Here is a 16,395-nt window from a genome sequence, read left to right as displayed (position 1 = left end):
GAGCTGTGGGGCCGGCTCGGCGCCGGCGATTCCCCGCTGACCGTCGGCGGCGCCCCGGTCCGCACCCCCCCCCCCCCCTCCCCCCCCTCCTCCCCCCCCCTCCCCCCCCCCCCCCCCCCCCCCCCCCCACCCCCCCCCCCCCGCCCCCCCCCCCCCCCCCCCCCCCCCCCCCGCGCCGGGCGGTCGCCCGCCTCATGCGCCCGCGAGCAGCGACCCCCACGCGGTCGCGGCCTGCGGGTGGCGCTCCACCAGCACCGCGCCCGCCCCGGCGGGGGACGGCGGGGCCCAGGAGCCCTCGCAGCCCAGCAGCTCCGCGACCGCGTCGAGGGGGTCCGGGTACGCGAGGAGCAGCGCGGCGCCCCGGTCCTCCCGGCCCGCCGACGGCGTCGCGGCCGCCTCCGACGCGTCTCGCCACGGCGGCACCCATGCGTCCAGCTCGGCCAGGCGGGCCGGGAAGATCCGCCCCGCCTCGCGGATCAGCAGCGGGGCGAGCTCCCCCGCGCTCGACCGCAGCGTGGTGATCAGGGCGGGCAGCCACGGCAGGAGCACCGGGTCCGGCAGCCGGCCGAACGCGTTCGACACCGCCTCGACCACCACGTCCGCCAACCCCGGCACCGGCTCCAGGGCGTGCACGAGACCGCTGAGATACCGGGGGTAGGCGGGCACCGCCAGCGGGTTCGCCAGCAGTTCGCCGCACCGCTCCCGCAGTCGGGACCGCGACAGCGTGCCGAGCTCCACCTGCGCCGCCCACAGCAGCGCCGTCCTCTCCTGGCCCGCCGGGCGGGACTGGGCGACCGCCAGCTCCAGTTGCGCCCGGTCGCAGCCCAGCGACAGCGCCAGGCTCTCCATGCCGAAGAGGAAGCCGAGCATCGCCGCGACCTGCCGCACGGTGGCGTCCTCGCTCTGGAACGCCGTCGGCAGGAGGGTGCAGTAGTGCGCGTAGCCGGCCTTCACGAAGGACTCGACCCACGCCGGCATCACCGGTTCGTGGGTGCGGTAGTACGCCAACAGCCCGCGCACCCGGCGCAGCACCTCCGGGGCCCCGTCGACGGTGCGCTCGGCGCTGAGGACCTCCAGGGCGCGGTTGCCCAGCTCGTCGGCGAGGCGACGGCTGCCCAGAAAGAGCGTGGCGTCCTCGACGGCGGCCAGCACGGTCGCCGTGGTCGCCTGCGGCCCGTACGCGTCGCGCCGCAGCCGCTGCTCCAGGACCTGCTCGATGCTCACGCCCTCGTAGCCCAGCTCGATCAGCGCACGCTGATAGGAGCCCAGGGAGAGGTCCCACGACTCCTGGACGGAGCGCTCGCCGAGCCGCCGCTCGCCCATGATCGGCCGGGCCACGTCGCTCGGCAGCAACCGCCGGAGCATCCACAGCACGTCGGAGCAGGCCCGCAACTCCGGCCGGGAGGCCATGTCCAGCAGGGCGCGCCGCACTCCGCGCTGCTGCAGCTTCAGCTCCAGCGGGGCGAGCCGGTCGTACACGTCACGCGCCAGCGGGGGCAGCGCGTCGTAGCCGACCCGGCCGATCCGGTCGCCGCCCATCATGATGTCGACGAGGCGGCGCACGTCCCGCCGGCCCGGCACCGCGTCCTTCTCGATGCAGGTGACGGCCGCGTCCTGGAAGTCGTACGGGGTGGGCTTGGCCCGGTCCCGCATCCCGGCCAGCAGGATCGACGTCTCGAAGACCGCGATGGCGTCGGCGGTGGAGGCCAGGTAGCCGTTGCGCCGCGCCGCGCGCACGATGTCGACCGACCAGCCCAGCAGTTCGGACTCGTCCAGATGGTCGAGAACCGGCGGCTGCCGCAGGAAACCGGAGAGCCGGTCCCCGGTGGGCGGATCCTGTGCCGGGGCGGGCGGAGGAGCCTGCGTCGCCTTCGGCTTCTTCGCCGCGTCCTGGCCCGCCAGCCGGTAGGGCCGCACACGGGTGCGCTTCAGGTTCTTCGCCCAGTGCGTCGCGGCGATGGACACCGAACCGGAGGCGAGGCCGAACTGCGCCTCGATCGCCGCGTGGCTGGAGGGGATCAGACCGTACTGCCAGGAGGTGGCGGTACGCGGGGAGATCGTGAACGGCCCGCTGCCCGCCACACCGAACTCCGGCACGCGGCTGGCCGCGTGGAACGCCCCGCAGACGTACAGGCACTCCGACGGGTCCGCCCCGCCGGCGGCCAGATGCTCCCGTATCCGGGTCCACATGTACCGCTCGCGGTCCTCGTCCACCCGGACGCGGTCCTCGTCGCCGGGGGCGAGCCGCCGGAAGAGGCTGCCGACGAGGAACATGACCTGGCGGTACGTGGCGTGGTCGCTGTCGCCCAGCGGCACCTCGACGTACTGGTGCCACCACTCCGACCAGTGCCGCACCTTGCCGTGCCGCAGCAGGTGCTCCTCCAGTTCGGCGAAGCGGGGCCGCAGGTCGCCGATCTCCACGCCGACCGCCTCGCCGTGCAGCGCGGCCTCCTCCTCCGCGGGCGCCGAGGCGGGCGCGGCGCCCGGCTCCGCGCCCGTGACGGGGGTCCGCTCGCCGTGGCGGCTGTCCCACTGGAAGACGTGGTCGGAGGACCGGTCCACCAGGACCAGCTCGACGCCCGGCGTGTCGAGGGCGTACGCGATCGCCTGGTACTCGGCGGACGCCTCGGTGATCGGCGCGACGACCGACAGCGGGGCCCACTCGGCGGGGAACCCCTCGATGTCGCTCGCGAACGCCTGGACCGCCACCGGGAGCCGGCAGTTGCGCAGCTCGGTGAGGAGCGGCGCCATGTCCTCGCACAACTCCAGGTAGACGACCTTGGGCTGCTTCTCGCGCAGCCGCCGGGCCATGGCCAGGGCCGACGCGGGGGAGTGGTGGCAGACCGGGAAGATCTCCAGCGGCTCGCGCACCGCGCGGTCCACGTCGTCGACCATGCCGAGGAGGATGCCCTCCAGCGCGTCGGGACCGTCCGCGAACGCCGTGGCCGCCTCGTGCAGTCGCCCCCGCAGAGCGGCGAACGGCGCCTCGTGCTCCCCGCTCATGACAGCGTGGCGATCGCGTCGCGGCCGCCGTCCAGGAACTCCGGCCACGAGCCGCCCTCCTGCCGGCTGCGGGGCTCGACCACGCCGTGCAGGTACTTGTTGAAGATGGCCAGGTCCTCCGGGTCGCGGCGGGCCAGGGAGCCGACGAGCGACGAGGCGAGGGTGCGGGCGGTCAGGGCGCGCTCCCCGAAGAAGTTGCTGTGCAGGACGGCGTCCTCCAGCACCCCGATCTGCTCCGCCGTCGACAGCGCGGACTCCAGCTTCTCGTCGTCGCTGCCCGCCGCGGCGGCGGAGTCCCGCAGGTCGGCGAAGCTCCGCAGCAGCACGTCGAGCAGGGTCGGCGGCACCTCCAGGTCGATCGCGTGGCGGCGCAGCAGCTCCTCGGTGCGGAAGCGGACGATCTCCGCCTCGCTCTTCTTGTTGGTCACCATCGGGATGCGGACGAAGTTGAACCTGCGCTTCAGCGCGGAGGACAGGTCGTTGACGCCCCGGTCGCGGCTGTTGGCGGTGGCGATGATCGAGAAGCCGGGCTTGGCGAAGACGATGTTGTCGCCGCCCTTCTCGCCGTCGCTCTGCAACTCGGGGACGGAGATGTACTTCTCGGAGAGGATCGAGATCAGCGCGTCCTGGACGTCGCTGGTCGAGCGGGTCAGCTCCTCGAAGCGGCCGATCGCCCCCGTCTCCATCGCCGTCATGATGGGGGAGGGGATCATCGACTCGCGCGACTGGCCCTTGGCGATGACCATGGAGACGTTCCAGGAGTACTTGATGTGGTCCTCGGTGGTGCCGGCCGTGCCCTGCACCACCAGGGTGGAGTTGCGGGAGATCGCGGCGGACAGCAGCTCCGCCAGCCAGCTCTTGCCCGTGCCGGGGTCGCCTATGAGGAGCAGGCCGCGGTCGGAGGCCAGGGTGACGATCGCGCGCTCCACGAAGCTCCGGTCGCCGAACCACTTCTGCGGGATCTCCCGGTCCAGGCCGTCCGCGCGCTCGGACCCCAGGATGAACAGCCGGACCATCTTCGGGGACAGCCGCCAGGAGAACGGCTTGGGGCTGTCGTCGATCGACTCCAGCCAGTCCAGCTCCTCGGCGTACTTGGTCTCGGCGGGGGCGCGCAACAGGTCGGACATGACGGGCCTTTCTGTACAGGCGGGGTGGAAGAAGGCGGTGGGAAGGGGAGGGAAAAGGAGAGAAGAGGGGTGCGGCGGCGGGTCGCCCCGCCCCCGGACCTCAGGTGAGGAACGTCTTGAGTTCGTGCACCAACTTGTCGATGCGGCCGGAGACCACGGGCGTGCCCAGGGCCTTGAACCGCTCCCGGAACCAGGGGTTGACCTCCTGCCGCCCGGAGCTGGTCACCGATCCGACGGGGATGAACTTCACCCCCGAGCGGTGCACGGCCTCGATGCCCTCGAACAGCGGCTGGGAGCGGTTGAACTCGTAGAAGTCCGAGATCCACACCATGACGGTGTTCATCGGCTCGGCGATCTTCGGCCGGGCCATGGCCATCGCGACGGGACCGTCGTTGCCCCCGCCGAGGTTGGTGCGCAGCAGCACGTCGAAGGGATCGTGCACCCAGGGCGTCAGATCGATCGAGCGGGTGTCGTAGGCGATGAGGTGGACGTCCACCTTCGGCAGCCCGGCGAAGATGGAGGCCAGGATGGTGCAGTTGACCATCGAGTCGACCATCGAGCCGGACTGGTCCACCACGACGATCAGCCGTTGCGGCGTCGTCCTGCGCACGGTGTGCCGGTAGTAGAGGCGGTCGACGTAGAGCCGCTCCTCCTCCGGGCTCCAGTTGGTGAGGTTCTTCCAGATGGTGCGGTCGAGATCGAGGTTGCGGTAGACCCGCTTCGGGGGCACCGAGCGGTCCAGCTCGCCGACCGTGGCCTTCTCCACCTGGGTGCGCAGCACCTCGGCGACCTGGTCGACGTAGCGGCGGATCAGCGCCTTGGCGTTGGCGAGCGCGACGCCCGACAGGTTGCCCTTGTCCCGCAGCAACTGCTCGATCAGCGACATGCTCGGCGTCAGCCGCGCGGCCAGCACCGGGTCGGCCAGCACCTCCCGCAACCGCATCCGGGCGATCAGGCCCGCCTCGATGGACCCCAGCTCGGGACCGATGCCCCCGCCGTCGATGCCCGAGCCCGCCGCCCGCCCGCCGCGGAGTCCGCCCGGCGGGCAGCCCAGCGCACGCTCCAGCCAGCCCGCGTCGGACTGCCAGCGGGCCAGTCGGTCGGCGGAGACCGCGCCCGAACCGGAGGCGAAGACGTTGAGCAGCACCTTGGAGGCCAGCGCCGCGCGCCGCACCTCCGCCGCCCGGTCGCGTACGCCGTCCGCGTCGTCCTCCGGCGTCATCAGGCCGTCGAACTCGGCGGCCAGCTCCGGATGCCGCTGCACGACCGAGTCGACCGACGTGCCGGGGTCCAGCAGAGCGCCGGGCAGCCCGATGTCCTCGACCACCCCCAGGCTCGCGGACTCCAGCGCGGGCTGCTCCTCACCGTCGAAGAGGCGGGCCAGGAGCCGCCAGTAGAGCACCTGGCGGCGGTTGTCGTACGGGTCGGGCCCGGTCGCGGGCGCGTCCACCGGTCCGGGCGCCGGCCCGGTCGCTTCCTCGGTCATTTCCGCAACAGCCTTCCGGCGCGCTCGCGCAGCACGGCGACGGCGTCGGTGGCGGCCTTCTCGGCCCGGACGCCCGCCTTGTCGGTGGTGCCGCCCGCCCACGCCCCGGCGTGGACGGCGACGGACTTCTTCCGCACGGTCCTCTCGACGGCGAGCGGCTGCACGGTGAACTCCCCGGCGTCCCAGCGCAGCAGCGCTATGCAGGCGTGGGAGGCGGCGGCCGCCTCGGGGGTGAGCGGACCGGCGGCCGGCATCCGCTCGGCGTCGACGGCCAGGTCGCGCCCGGCGAACTCGAACACCGGCCCCTCCTCCGCGCTCCGGGCGGCGTAGCCCTCCAGCAGCACCGGCACGGCGATCCGGACGGGGTGCCGGTCCAGCGGCGCGACCGGGTCCGCCGTCGCGGACGCCAGCATCACGCGCGCCGTGGCGAAGGGGTCGGCGGGCTCCCCCGGCCGGGCCCGTGCGTCGTCCCAGAGCAGGTCGCCCTCGGCGGTGACGGGCATGGCGTCGAGGTCCATCGAGCGGCCCTCGCTCACCGCGCCGAGCAGGGACAGGCGCGGGCGCAGCAACTGCCACAGCCCCGCGCCGACGACGGTGTCGGGCTTGGGCGCCGACGCCCCGGCCCGCACCAGACGGGGCGCGCCGCCGTCAGCGGGTTCGAAGACGGCGTGGACCTGCGCCTGTACGGCGGTCGCGTGTTCCTGCACGTCCACGCCGAGCGGCAGCAGGCGACCGGTCGCCGCGGCGGTGGGGGAGTCCGTGAGGGCGCCGGGCACGGTCAGCAGCAGGGCCCGCGACCAGAGGTCGGCCCAGCGGCGCACCGGGAACCGCTCCAGCGTCGCGCCGGGGCAGGACGCGGCGAGCTCGGCCGCGAAGCCGTCGAGCAGGACCGCCGGGCGCCGCAGCGCGGGCTCGGGCAGCATCGCGGCGACGACCGGTCCGGCTCCGGCGACCAGGTCGTGGTCGATGCCCTGCCAGCCGCCGCGGGCGAGATCGCACAACCACGTGCGGGCGGCGGCGAGCAGGTTCGCCGCGGGCGCGGGCGCGGGCGCGGGCGCGGCGGGGCGCGCGATCGCTTCCGCCGCCTCGGCGCGGGTCCGTCCGGTCGCCTCGTCGATCCGGGCGGCCAGGGCGTCGTGCACCGAGCCGAGCAGCGCGTTCCGAGCGGCGGCGAGCGCGACGAAGTGGTCCTCGACGGCCGAGCCGGTCCCCACTCCGGCGGCCGCCGCGGCGACCCGGTCGGCCAGCGGTGTGCCGGCGACGGCGTCGGCGAGCCGGGTCGGGGCTGCGGCGTGCGCGGGCTGCGGGCGCAGCAGACCGCCCACCAGCGCCGCGTCGAAGGCGTCCACGGCGTCGAGCGCCGCGTCGAGCCCGTCGATCGGGTCGGACAGCAGGTCGGTGCGCATCAGGCCGCCGCCCTCGTCGTCGGGAACCACTGCATCTCGGGCAACGGCTCGGTGACCGGGGGGAGTTCCAGATAGGTCAGGTGCCGCAGGAAACGGCTGAACACCTGCGCGGCGGCCGAGGAGTCGGCCTGCGGGGGACGGGTGTCCGTCATCGCGGAGAGGAGGGACGGGGCGTCGGGCTCCCCGTCCGGCGTCTCGGCCTTGAGGTAGCGGGCGACGCGCCCGGCGCCGTACTGGAGCACCGCCTCGCCGACGAGCGTGCGGATGTGGTTGCAGAACATGCCCCGCGCTCCGCCGCAGGGGCGGTTGTTGTTGGTGCTGCACGCGAACGCGTACGTCCCGGCCGCCACCGACGACACGTACACCCGCCCGATGTCCGATCCGCTGGAGACGACTCCCTGCAACCGCCCGTCGGCCAGCTCGACGAACGGGGCCTTGGCCAACTTCCGCGGCCGCGCGGGCGACACCACCCGCGCGGTACTCGACTTCTCCCAGACCGACAACGCGCCATCTCCCATACATGCGAAAGGGACGTCCGCACCACTGCGGCGGAACACGAGGGAATCTAGTCCCGACCACTGACAACCGGTGCCGAGCGCTGACGGGCGGTCCGCACCCGGTCGCGCGGGCGGGCCCGAACTCCGTTGCGCGGCGACGGAACGCGTCGTCGGGAACGAGGCCGGTGCGTCGCCGTCGCCGCGGACGCGGGAGAGGTTCGCGGCCGTATGCCCAGCACCGTCACGCCGACCGCCGTTCCGGTCGCCGGACGCACGACACGGGGCGAACGGCACGGCTTCCCGCGAGCGGCGCCCCGAGCGTCCTCGGCGAGTGGGACGGCCGAGCGCGCGTCGCCGGGCGGACCGCGCTCCTCGGAGCCCCGAACATCCCTGCGCACCGGCGCCCGCGATGCACGCGCACGGCCCGTACCGATAGCCGGGGCCGCTCGCCCGGCACGGGTGGACCGCCCGGCGGGGCGGCGGATGCTGCCGGGCGCCGGTGAGCCGCCGGCAGCCCGCCCCTGGTCCGGGCCCGCCCCTATCCGCCGGCCGGCGGGGTCTGCTGCGCGACCTCGAAGGACCACACGGTGGAGCCGGTGGACGCGGGCTTCGGACGCTCGCCGCCCTGCGCGTCGCCGCCCTGGTGGGCCGCCTTCATCGGCCCCTCCATCCAGGCCCGGAAGGACTCCTCGTCGCGCCAGCGCGTGTAGACGAGGTAGGAGTCCGTGCCCTCGACGGGCCGGAGGAGTTCGAACCACTCGAACCCGTCGGCGCCCTCCACCGCCTGGGCCCGCGCGGCGAAGCGCTTCTCCAGCGTCTCCCGCTGCTCCTGCGGGACGGTCAGCACATTGATCTTGACTACGCTCATGCGGCTCATCCTGCCGCAACCAGCCCACCGGGACGAGCGTCGGCCCCGCGGATTCGCTGGTGGGCCCCGCCGCTGATCGGGCACGCGGTGTCCACCGGAGGAGTGGCTTGTGCGCTCGCGGCCTCGTCGCGCCCCCCTCCCGGCGGGGGCGACTGCCACGATCGGGGCGCATCAGCGCCGGTCCCTCCCGCAGGACGTCCCGCGCGACCGCCGGGGTCGGGGCGCGTTCGCCCGGCGCGCGGCACGCGGTCAGGGGCCGTGCGGACGTCCGGGAGAGGCAAGGCCCACCGCACCGACCCGGAAGGCGACGATGACCTCCTCGACCACTCCCACACCGGCCCGCACCACCGGCCCGGACGGCACCACCCTGACGTACGCCGAGGGCGCCGCGCCCGGATCGGGCGACGTCCTGAGCGTCTACGCCGATCTGCGCTGCCCGTTCTGCAAGCGCCTGGACCGCGGGCTCGGCGCGGTCATGGCGGAACTCGTCGAACAGGGCCGCCTTACCCTGGAGTACCACTTCGCCACGTTCCTCGACGACGGCCTGGGCGGCACCGGCTCCCTGCGCGCCCTGAGCGCGGTCGGCGCGGCCTGCGACGTCGGCCCCGAGGCGTCCCTGCGCTACATCCGGGCCCTGTACGCCTCCCAGCCCGCCGAGGACCACGACGCCTTCGCCGACACCGACTTCCTGCTCCGCATCGCCGAGGAGGTCGACGGGTTGCGCGGCCCCGTGTTCGACCGCCAGGTCACCGAGGGCGTCTACCTGCCCTGGGCCCGCAGGGTCGGGGCGGCCTTCGAGGCCAGTGGCGTCACCAGCACGCCCACCGTCCTCCTCAACGGCCGTCCGATGGCCGTCATCAACCCCCTGGGCTACGCGGTGACCCCCGAGACCTTCCTGGCCGAGCTGGAATGAGCGGACGGGGCCCGCGGGCCGCCGGAGAAAGGGAAGGGGGTTCACCGATGGGGCGCGTGTAGGCATTTACGATGGTCTGATGCGATATGCCCCGTGGTGGGCCTTGCTCTCCTCCGGGTGCGCCCCTGTGCTGCTGGTGGGTTCCTGGACGATCGCGCAGCAGCGCCAAGGTCCGTCGTACGACCCCGCGAAGCAGACCCTCAGCGTCCTGGCGTCCTACGGGGCCGCCGCCTACTGGCTGATGACGGGGGCTCTGCTGCTGCTGGGCACGTGTTACGTGGTCACGGCGCACGCGCTGCGGCCGGCCGCCTTCGCGGGGCGGGCGGCGCTGGCGGGCGGCGGCCTCTGCGCGCTGGCGCTCACCCTGGTCCCGGCGCCGAGCAGCGGCGGGGCGCTGGAGCACGGCGCCGTCGCCACCGCCGGCCTCGTGCTGTTGGCGGTCTGGCCCCCACTGGCCGCCGTCCGGGGAACCGGCCCGGCCCCGTGGGGTCTGAGGCTCGACGTGTCGCTCGCGGCGAGCGCGGTGATGTGCGCGAGCGTGCTGTGGTTCCTGGCCGAGCTGCAGAGCGCGAGGGCGCCGGGCGTCGCCGAGCGGGTGGTGACGTTCGTCCAGGCGCTGTGGCCCTTCGTGGTCGTCCTCTCCTGCCGCCGCCGCGCCGGGTGACGGTCCGCGGACCGCCCGCCGTCGGCCCCGCCCTTTCCGGTGTTCCGGGACCGGGCGCGAACCGGCCGGTCGGCGATCGTTCTCCTGTTCCGCCGCATATCTCCCTGCGGAAATCGACCGTGTTCTGCCGCCTGCCGTCCCGAGCGGTGAAATCACCGCCATAGCGGCGGCCGCACCGCAATTCCTTTTGCGGGCGAGCGGGCCGTGGCCGCCCGCGGGCCGGCGGCTCCGACGCGGAACCGCCGTGGCACGAACCGCCCCCGGACTTCACCGCGGCGCGGCCCGAGGTGGGAAACATTATCCCTTTTCCGTCACTGGTCCGGGTTGAACTGAATATTTCGTGCCGGTGAAGTAAACCGGAAGCCCGCGCGGTCGAATGTGCTCCGGGCGTGCGTCACGGACCTGGCGCAGAATCGAGGGAGCCGCTCCGCGGGGCTCGCTCCGTCATGTCCCGAATGCCCCGATGATCAGCGAAATCGCCGCACTGCGCCGGTGAAGGAGATGTGGCTCTTCTGTCAAGAGGGCCTTTCTTCGGCAGGCCCTTGTGGCGAGATCGAAGCTATGTATACGGTTTCCCGGCGCGTCGGCCCACGGGTCGTCGCGGAGAGGTAAAGCGGACAAAGGGGCGGTTACCGTGGTCTACGGTGCAGCCGTCGCCGCATCACGCATATGTGGTGGGGAGTTTTGCTGAGCGGGATAGTTTTTTCTTCGTTTCACGGGGAACCTCGAGTAAAAGAGAGCGATCCTGTCTCAAAAGAGGGTCAGGCCTGTATGGTGTGCCGAGCGGTCCGATTCCCGTGTGGGTGCATCGGGTCGAATGGTTTTCCATCGGGATCAGCACGTGCGCACGACCTGTAAAATCCGCCGCTTTACGGGGGAGGTCAGCAGAGGGTGTACGACCACGAAGATCCGCACCACATAGCCGTCCGGTCGGCGTGCCGGAAACCACCGTCCACGCCGCCGGGAACCCGAGACGTCAGCGGCGGCCCCGCCGGCCCGGCGGCCCGAGGAAACGGGCGGACGCCGCGCGAGCCGGCGGCGGTCACGAGGCCGGGCCCCGGCGGGAGACGAGGGCCGCTGCTGTGAGCAGTCCTTCCGTAGACCCGCTGGCCGGGCCCCACCTGGTGGCCGCGATCTCCGCGACGGCCGAGGCCGACCCCGAGCGCAAGGCCGTCGGCTTCGTCCGGCACCCCGAGCGCGAGGGCGAGGAGGCGCTGCGCAGCTACGCCTGGCTCGACGCCACCGCACGCCGCGTCGCCGTCCTCCTCCGCGCGGCCGGGCTCACCGCGGGCGCGCGCGTGCTGCTGCTCTTCCCGCAGTCCGCGGAGTTCGCGGCGGCCTACGCCGGATGCCTGTACGCGGGCATGGTCGCCGTCCCCGCGCCCCTGCCCACCGGGACCTCCCTGGAGGCCGCGCGCGTCGTCGGCATCGCGAAGGACGCCGAGGCGGGCGCCGTCCTCACCGTCTCCGAGACCGAGGCGGACGTCCGGCAGTGGGCGGCCCGCACCGGCCTCGGCGCCCTGCCCCTCCACTGCGTCGACGCCCTGCCCGGCGACGCCGACCCCGACGCGTGGCGGGAACCGGAGATCCGGGACGACACCGTGGCGGTCCTCCAGTACACCTCCGGCTCCACCGGCAGCCCCAAGGGAGTCGTCGTCACCCACGGCGCGCTCGCCGACAACGTCCGCAGCCTGCTCACCGGCTTCGAACTGGGAGCCGGCGCACGGCTGGGCGGCTGGCTGCCGATGTACCACGACATGGGGCTGTTCGGACTGCTGAGCCCGGCCCTGTTCAGCGGCGGAGCCGCCGTGCTGATGAGCGGCAGCGCCTTCCTGCGCCGACCGTCCCTGTGGCTGACGCTGATCGACCGCTTCGACCTCGTCTTCTCCGCGGCGCCCGACTTCGCCTACGGCTACTGCGTACGGCGGGTCAAGCCCGAGGAGATGGATCGGCTCGACCTCTCGCGCTGGCGCTGGGCGGCCAACGGCTCCGAACCCGTCCGGGCCGAGACGCTGCGCGCCTTCGCCAAGGAGTTCGCGCCGACCGGGCTCCACCCGCACGCGACGACCCCCTGCTACGGACTGGCCGAGGCGACCCTGCTGGTGTCCCTGTCCGCGGGGGAGCTGCGCACCCGGCGGGTGGACGTCGCGGAACTGGAGAACCACCGCTTCGTGGAGGCGGCCGCGGGACGCCCCTCCCGCGAGGTCGTCTCCTGCGGCCGGCCCCCGGCCCTGGAGATCCGCGTCGTCGACCCCGCGACCGGCAGGCCCGTCACCGGCGACGGAGTGGGCGAGATCCACGTGCGCGGCGCGAGCGCCGCCAAGGGCTACTGGCAGAAGCCGGAGGCGACCGCCGAGACGTTCGTCATGGACGCGGACGGCTCCGGGCCCTGGCTGCGCACCGGCGACCTCGGCGCCCTGTACGAGGGCGAGCTGTACGTCACCGGCCGCATCAAGGAACTCCTCATCGTGCACGGCCGCAACATCTACCCCCACGACATCGAGCACGAACTGCGCGCCCGCCACCCCGAACTCGGGACGATCGGGGCGGCCTTCTCCCTCCCCGCCGAGGACGGCGAGGCCGTGGTCGTCGCCCACGAGGTGGGCCCGTCCATCCGGGCCGAGCAGGGCCCCGAGCTGGTGACCGCCCTGCGGGCGACGCTCGCGCGGGAATTCGGCCTCGCCCCGGCCGGAGTGGTGCTGGTCAACCGCGGCCGCATCCCGCGCACCAGCAGCGGCAAGGTGCAACGCCGCCTGACCGCCCGGCTCCTGCGCACCGGGGAACTCGCCCAGGTCCACGCCGACCCCGGCGCCCACCGCCTCCTGGCGGCGCTCCGGGAGGCGGACGGCCGCGACGGCGCCCTCCCGCCCCCGACATGACCGTGCGCCCGCCCCGAACCGCTCCCGGCGGCGGGCCGCTCCCCGACCCCGTGGCGACACGATCCCCCCAGGCCCCGGCCCGCCCGGCCGAGGCCGACCGGGACGCCGACCCGAAGACCGACCGCGCGCCCACCGAAGACAGAGGTCCTACCCGCATGTCCCTGTCCCCGCCCCCCTCCCCGCCCGCTCCCCGCACCCCCGACGCCCTGCGGCAGTGGCTGCGCGAGCAGTGCGCCGACTGCCTCGGCGTCCCCGCGGCCTCCCTCGCCACCGACGTCCCGCTCACCGACTACGGGATGACCTCCGTCACCGGCACCGCCCTGTGCGGCGTGGTGGAGGAGCACCTGGACGTCGAATGCGACCTGGGACTCCTCTGGCAGGAGCCGACGATCGACGGGCTCACCGCCCGGCTGGCCTCGCGCACCGTGCGCTGACGGCCGCCCGGCCCCCCACCACGCACACGCACCTGCCCAGGCACTCGTGCGTGCGGACGCCGCCGCGCGTCCGGGCCGTCCCCCACATCCCTTCAGTCCGAGAGCGGGAGAAGCATGTTGGAGTCCCCGGCACACCGCGTGGCCGCCACCTCGGCCCAGTCCGGGATCTGGACGGCACAGCGTCTGCGCTCGGACGACAGGCTCTACGCCTGCGGCCTCTACCTCGAACTCGACCACGTGGTGGAGGAGGTGCTGAGCGAGGCGATCGAACGCGCCGTCGCCGACACCGAGGCGCTGCGCACCGCCTTCCGGGAAAACGGGGACGGCGCACTGGAGCAGCACGTCCTCGCTCGGCCGCCCAGCACGCAGACCCGCCTCTTCCACGCCGACCCGAGCGCGGGCGCCCCCTCCCGCGCCGCGGCCCTGGACTGGATGGACCGGCAGCGGGAGCGGCCCTGGGACCTCGCCGCCGGCGACACCTGCCGCCACACCCTCATCCCGCTCGGCGGCCACCGCGCCCTCCTGCACCTGCGCTACCACCACCTCGCCCTGGACGGGTACGGCGCCGCGCTCTACTTGGACCGGCTCGCGGCGGTCCACCGCGCGCTGCGCTCCGGCCAGGAACCGCCCCCCTGCGCGTTCGCGCCGCTGGCCCGCCTCGTCGAGGAGGACCACGCCTACCGGAACTCCGCCCGCCACCGCGCGGACGCCGACCACTGGCGCGACCGCTTCGCGGACCTGCCGCGCCCCACCAGCCTCGCCGACGCCACCGCGCCCGCCCCGTCCGACGAACTGCGGCGCACGGTGCGCCTGTCCGCCGCCCAGTCCGCCGCGCTGCGCCGCAAGGCCGACCGCGGCGGCCGCCCCTGGCCGGTGTACGCCACGGCGGCGGTCGCCGCCTTCCTGAGCCGCCTCGCACCGGGGGAGGAGGTCGTCGTCGGCCTCCCCGTCACCGCCAGGACGACACCCGCCGCGGCGCGCACACCGGGGATGCTCGCCAACGTCGTACCGCTGCGCCTCCCCGTGCGGCAGGGCATGTCCATGGCCGCGCTCCTGGAGCTGACCGCGGCCGAGATCAGCACCACGCTGCGCCACCAGCGCCACCGCACCGAGGACATCGGCCGGGCGCTCGGACTCCGCGGCGCGCCGCCGGCAACCACGCTCGTCAACGTCATGGCGTTCGCCCCCGTGCTTGACTTCGGCGACTGCCGGGCGCCGGTGCACCAGCTCTCGGCCGGCCCGGTCGAGGACCTGGTCGTCAACCTGCTCGGCACTCCGGGGGAGGGTCGCGAGCTGGAGATCACCCTCGCCGCCAACCCCCTGCTCCACTCGGCGGACGCGGTGGCCTCGCTGGCCGCGCGGCTCGCCGAGTTCCTGACGCGCGCGGACGAGGACCCCGAGGCCCCCATCGGCCGGACCCGGCTGCTCGGCGCGGAGGAGGAGGCCGGGGCGCTGGCCGCCGGGCGGAGCCCCCGGCGCGACCTGCGCCCCCGGACCCTGCCCGAGCTCTTCGCCCGGCAGGTCGCCCGCACCCCCGACGCCCCGGCGGTCTCCTCGGACCGCGCCACCTGGACGTACGCGCAACTCGACGCCCACGCCGACAGGGTGGCCCGCCGGCTGGCCGCGCGGGGCGTGGGGCCGGAGAGCGTCGTCGCCCTCGCGGTGCCGCGGGGCGTGGAGTCGGCGGCGCTGATCCTCGGGGTCCAGCGGGCCGGAGGGGCCTACCTCCCCATCGACCCGGAGTACCCGGCGGAGCGCGTCGACTTCCTGCTGCGCGACGCCCGCCCCGCCCTGCTGGTCGGCGGGGCCGGGACCGAGCCCGCCGCCGCCGACTGCCCGCGGGTGGCCGCCGAGACCCTCCTCGACGCCGCGGCGCGGCACCCCGAGGCCGACGTGCCCGCCCCCGGAACCCTCCCGGTGGACCTCCCGGCGTACGTCGTCCACACCTCCGGCTCGACCGGGCGGCCCAAGGGGGTCGTGGTCACCCACGCGGGCCTCGCCGCCCTGGCGGCCGAGCAGATCGAGCGCTACCGGCTGGGCCCCGGCTCCAGGGTGGCGCAGCTCGCGGCCCTCGGGTTCGACGTCGCGGTCGCCGAACTCGTGATGGCGCTGGCGTCGGGGAGCTGCCTCGTCCTCCCGCCGCACGGACTCGCCGGGGACGAGCTGGCCGCGTTCCTGCGCGACCAGCGCGTCACCACGGCCCTCGCCCCGGCCGCCGTCCTGGCCACACTGCCCCCCGGCGACCTCCCCGACCTGGCCGACCTGGTCACCGGCGGCGAGCAGCCGCCGCCCTCGCTGATCGCCCGCTGGGCGCCCGGCCGGCGGATGTTCAACGTCTACGGGCCGACCGAGGCGACCGTCCAGGCCACCTCCGGGCAGTGCGCGGCCGGCGGCGACCGGTCGCCGGACATCGGGAACCCCGAGGCCGGGGTGGACGCCTACGTCCTGGACGCCGCGCTGCGGCCCGTGCCCGACGGGGTGACGGGAGAGCTCTACCTGCGCGGCAGGGGCCTGGCCCGCGGCTACCTGGGCCGCCCCGGCCCCACCGCCGCCCGGTTCGTCGCCGACCCGCACACCGGGACCGGCGAGCGGATGTACCGGACCGGGGACCTGGTGCGCCGGGTGCCCGGCGAGGGCCGCACCGTGCTGCGGTTCGTCGGCCGGGCGGACGACCAGGTGAAGATCCGGGGCTTCCGGGTGGAGCCGGGCGAGGTGGAGGCGGCCCTCGCCGGACTCGACGGCGTGGCCCAGGCCCTGGTGACCGTGCACGAGGAACGGCCGGGCGACCGCAGGCTCGTCGGCTACCTGGCGCCCGACCCCGCGCACCGGGGAGCACTGGACGTCGAGCGCCTGCGCGCGGTGCTCGCCGACCGGCTCCCCGCCCATCTCGTCCCGTCCGCCCTCGTGGAGCTGGCGGAGATCCCGCGCACGGCCAACGGCAAGGTGGACCGCGCCGCGCTGCCCGCCCCGGCCACCCCGCCTCCGACCGCCTCGGGGGGGGGGGGGGGGGGGAGGGGGGGGGGGGGGGGGGGGGGGGTTTGTGGGGGGGGGGGGGGGGGGGGGGGGGGGGGGGGGGGGGAGAGCCCTCTTCCCTCTGTGTCGTGGCCCCTTTATCTCT

At 74.7% G+C, this 16,395-nt stretch carries 11 protein-coding genes; 5 read left to right on the top strand and 6 right to left on the bottom strand.

Translation table 11 applies throughout. The features are described 5' to 3' along the window. Nucleotides 1-192 precede the first annotated feature (192 nt). The 6 genes from ACZ6EJ_RS08435 to ACZ6EJ_RS08410 form a co-directional block, all read right to left on the bottom strand. Nucleotides 193-3,003: a DUF5682 family protein gene (locus tag ACZ6EJ_RS08435; RefSeq protein ID WP_469265410.1), complete on the bottom strand. Its 2,811-nt coding sequence runs from the start codon at nucleotides 3,001-3,003 to the stop codon at nucleotides 193-195. Beyond that, entirely contained in the window at nucleotides 3,000-4,130 is a 1,131-nt protein-coding gene (locus ACZ6EJ_RS08430) for an ATP-binding protein (RefSeq protein ID WP_469265409.1), read from the bottom strand. The genes ACZ6EJ_RS08435 and ACZ6EJ_RS08430 overlap by 4 nt, the downstream gene beginning before the upstream one ends. Nucleotides 4,131-4,230: 100 nt before the next feature. After that, entirely contained in the window at nucleotides 4,231-5,616 is a 1,386-nt protein-coding gene (locus ACZ6EJ_RS08425; RefSeq protein WP_469265407.1) for a VWA domain-containing protein, read from the bottom strand. Continuing rightward, nucleotides 5,613-7,052 carry a hypothetical protein gene (locus ACZ6EJ_RS08420; protein WP_469265406.1) on the bottom strand — a complete coding sequence of 480 codons (1,440 nt, stop codon included), beginning with the start codon at nucleotides 7,050-7,052 and terminating at the stop codon, nucleotides 5,613-5,615. The genes ACZ6EJ_RS08425 and ACZ6EJ_RS08420 overlap by 4 nt, the downstream gene beginning before the upstream one ends. Next, nucleotides 7,022-7,540: a hypothetical protein gene (locus ACZ6EJ_RS08415; RefSeq protein ID WP_469265404.1), complete on the bottom strand. Its 519-nt coding sequence runs from the start codon at nucleotides 7,538-7,540 to the stop codon at nucleotides 7,022-7,024. The genes ACZ6EJ_RS08420 and ACZ6EJ_RS08415 overlap by 31 nt, the downstream gene beginning before the upstream one ends. Before the next feature lie 517 nt (nucleotides 7,541-8,057). Further along, on the bottom strand, nucleotides 8,058-8,387 hold the full coding sequence (locus tag ACZ6EJ_RS08410) for an antibiotic biosynthesis monooxygenase family protein (protein WP_469265402.1): 330 nt from the start codon (nucleotides 8,385-8,387) through the stop codon (nucleotides 8,058-8,060). A gap of 310 nt (nucleotides 8,388-8,697) precedes the next feature. Between ACZ6EJ_RS08410 and ACZ6EJ_RS08405 the strand changes: the two genes are divergently transcribed. From ACZ6EJ_RS08405 to ACZ6EJ_RS08385, 5 genes are all read left to right on the top strand, one after another. After that, nucleotides 8,698-9,300: a DsbA family protein gene (locus ACZ6EJ_RS08405; RefSeq protein ID WP_469265401.1), complete on the top strand. Its 603-nt coding sequence runs from the start codon at nucleotides 8,698-8,700 to the stop codon at nucleotides 9,298-9,300. 79 nt (nucleotides 9,301-9,379) lie between these two features. After that, the gene (locus ACZ6EJ_RS08400) at nucleotides 9,380-9,964 is read left to right on the top strand and encodes a DUF998 domain-containing protein (protein ID WP_469265400.1); all 585 of its coding nucleotides are present in this window, start codon (nucleotides 9,380-9,382) and stop codon (nucleotides 9,962-9,964) included. A gap of 1,082 nt (nucleotides 9,965-11,046) precedes the next feature. Next, entirely contained in the window at nucleotides 11,047-12,843 is a 1,797-nt protein-coding gene (locus ACZ6EJ_RS08395) for a fatty acyl-AMP ligase (RefSeq protein ID WP_469265399.1), read from the top strand. A 155-nt stretch (nucleotides 12,844-12,998) separates the two neighbouring features. Next, nucleotides 12,999-13,277: an acyl carrier protein gene (locus ACZ6EJ_RS08390; protein ID WP_469265398.1), complete on the top strand. Its 279-nt coding sequence runs from the start codon at nucleotides 12,999-13,001 to the stop codon at nucleotides 13,275-13,277. A 114-nt stretch (nucleotides 13,278-13,391) separates the two neighbouring features. After that, a partial coding sequence (locus tag ACZ6EJ_RS08385; protein ID WP_469265396.1) for an amino acid adenylation domain-containing protein occupies nucleotides 13,392-16,395 on the top strand: 3,004 nt, incomplete at its 3' end.

The organism is Streptomyces sp. NPDC041970 (assembly GCF_055588985.1).
Note: the sequence above shows the minus strand (reverse complement) of the source record. Positions and strands in the feature narration are given on the sequence as shown.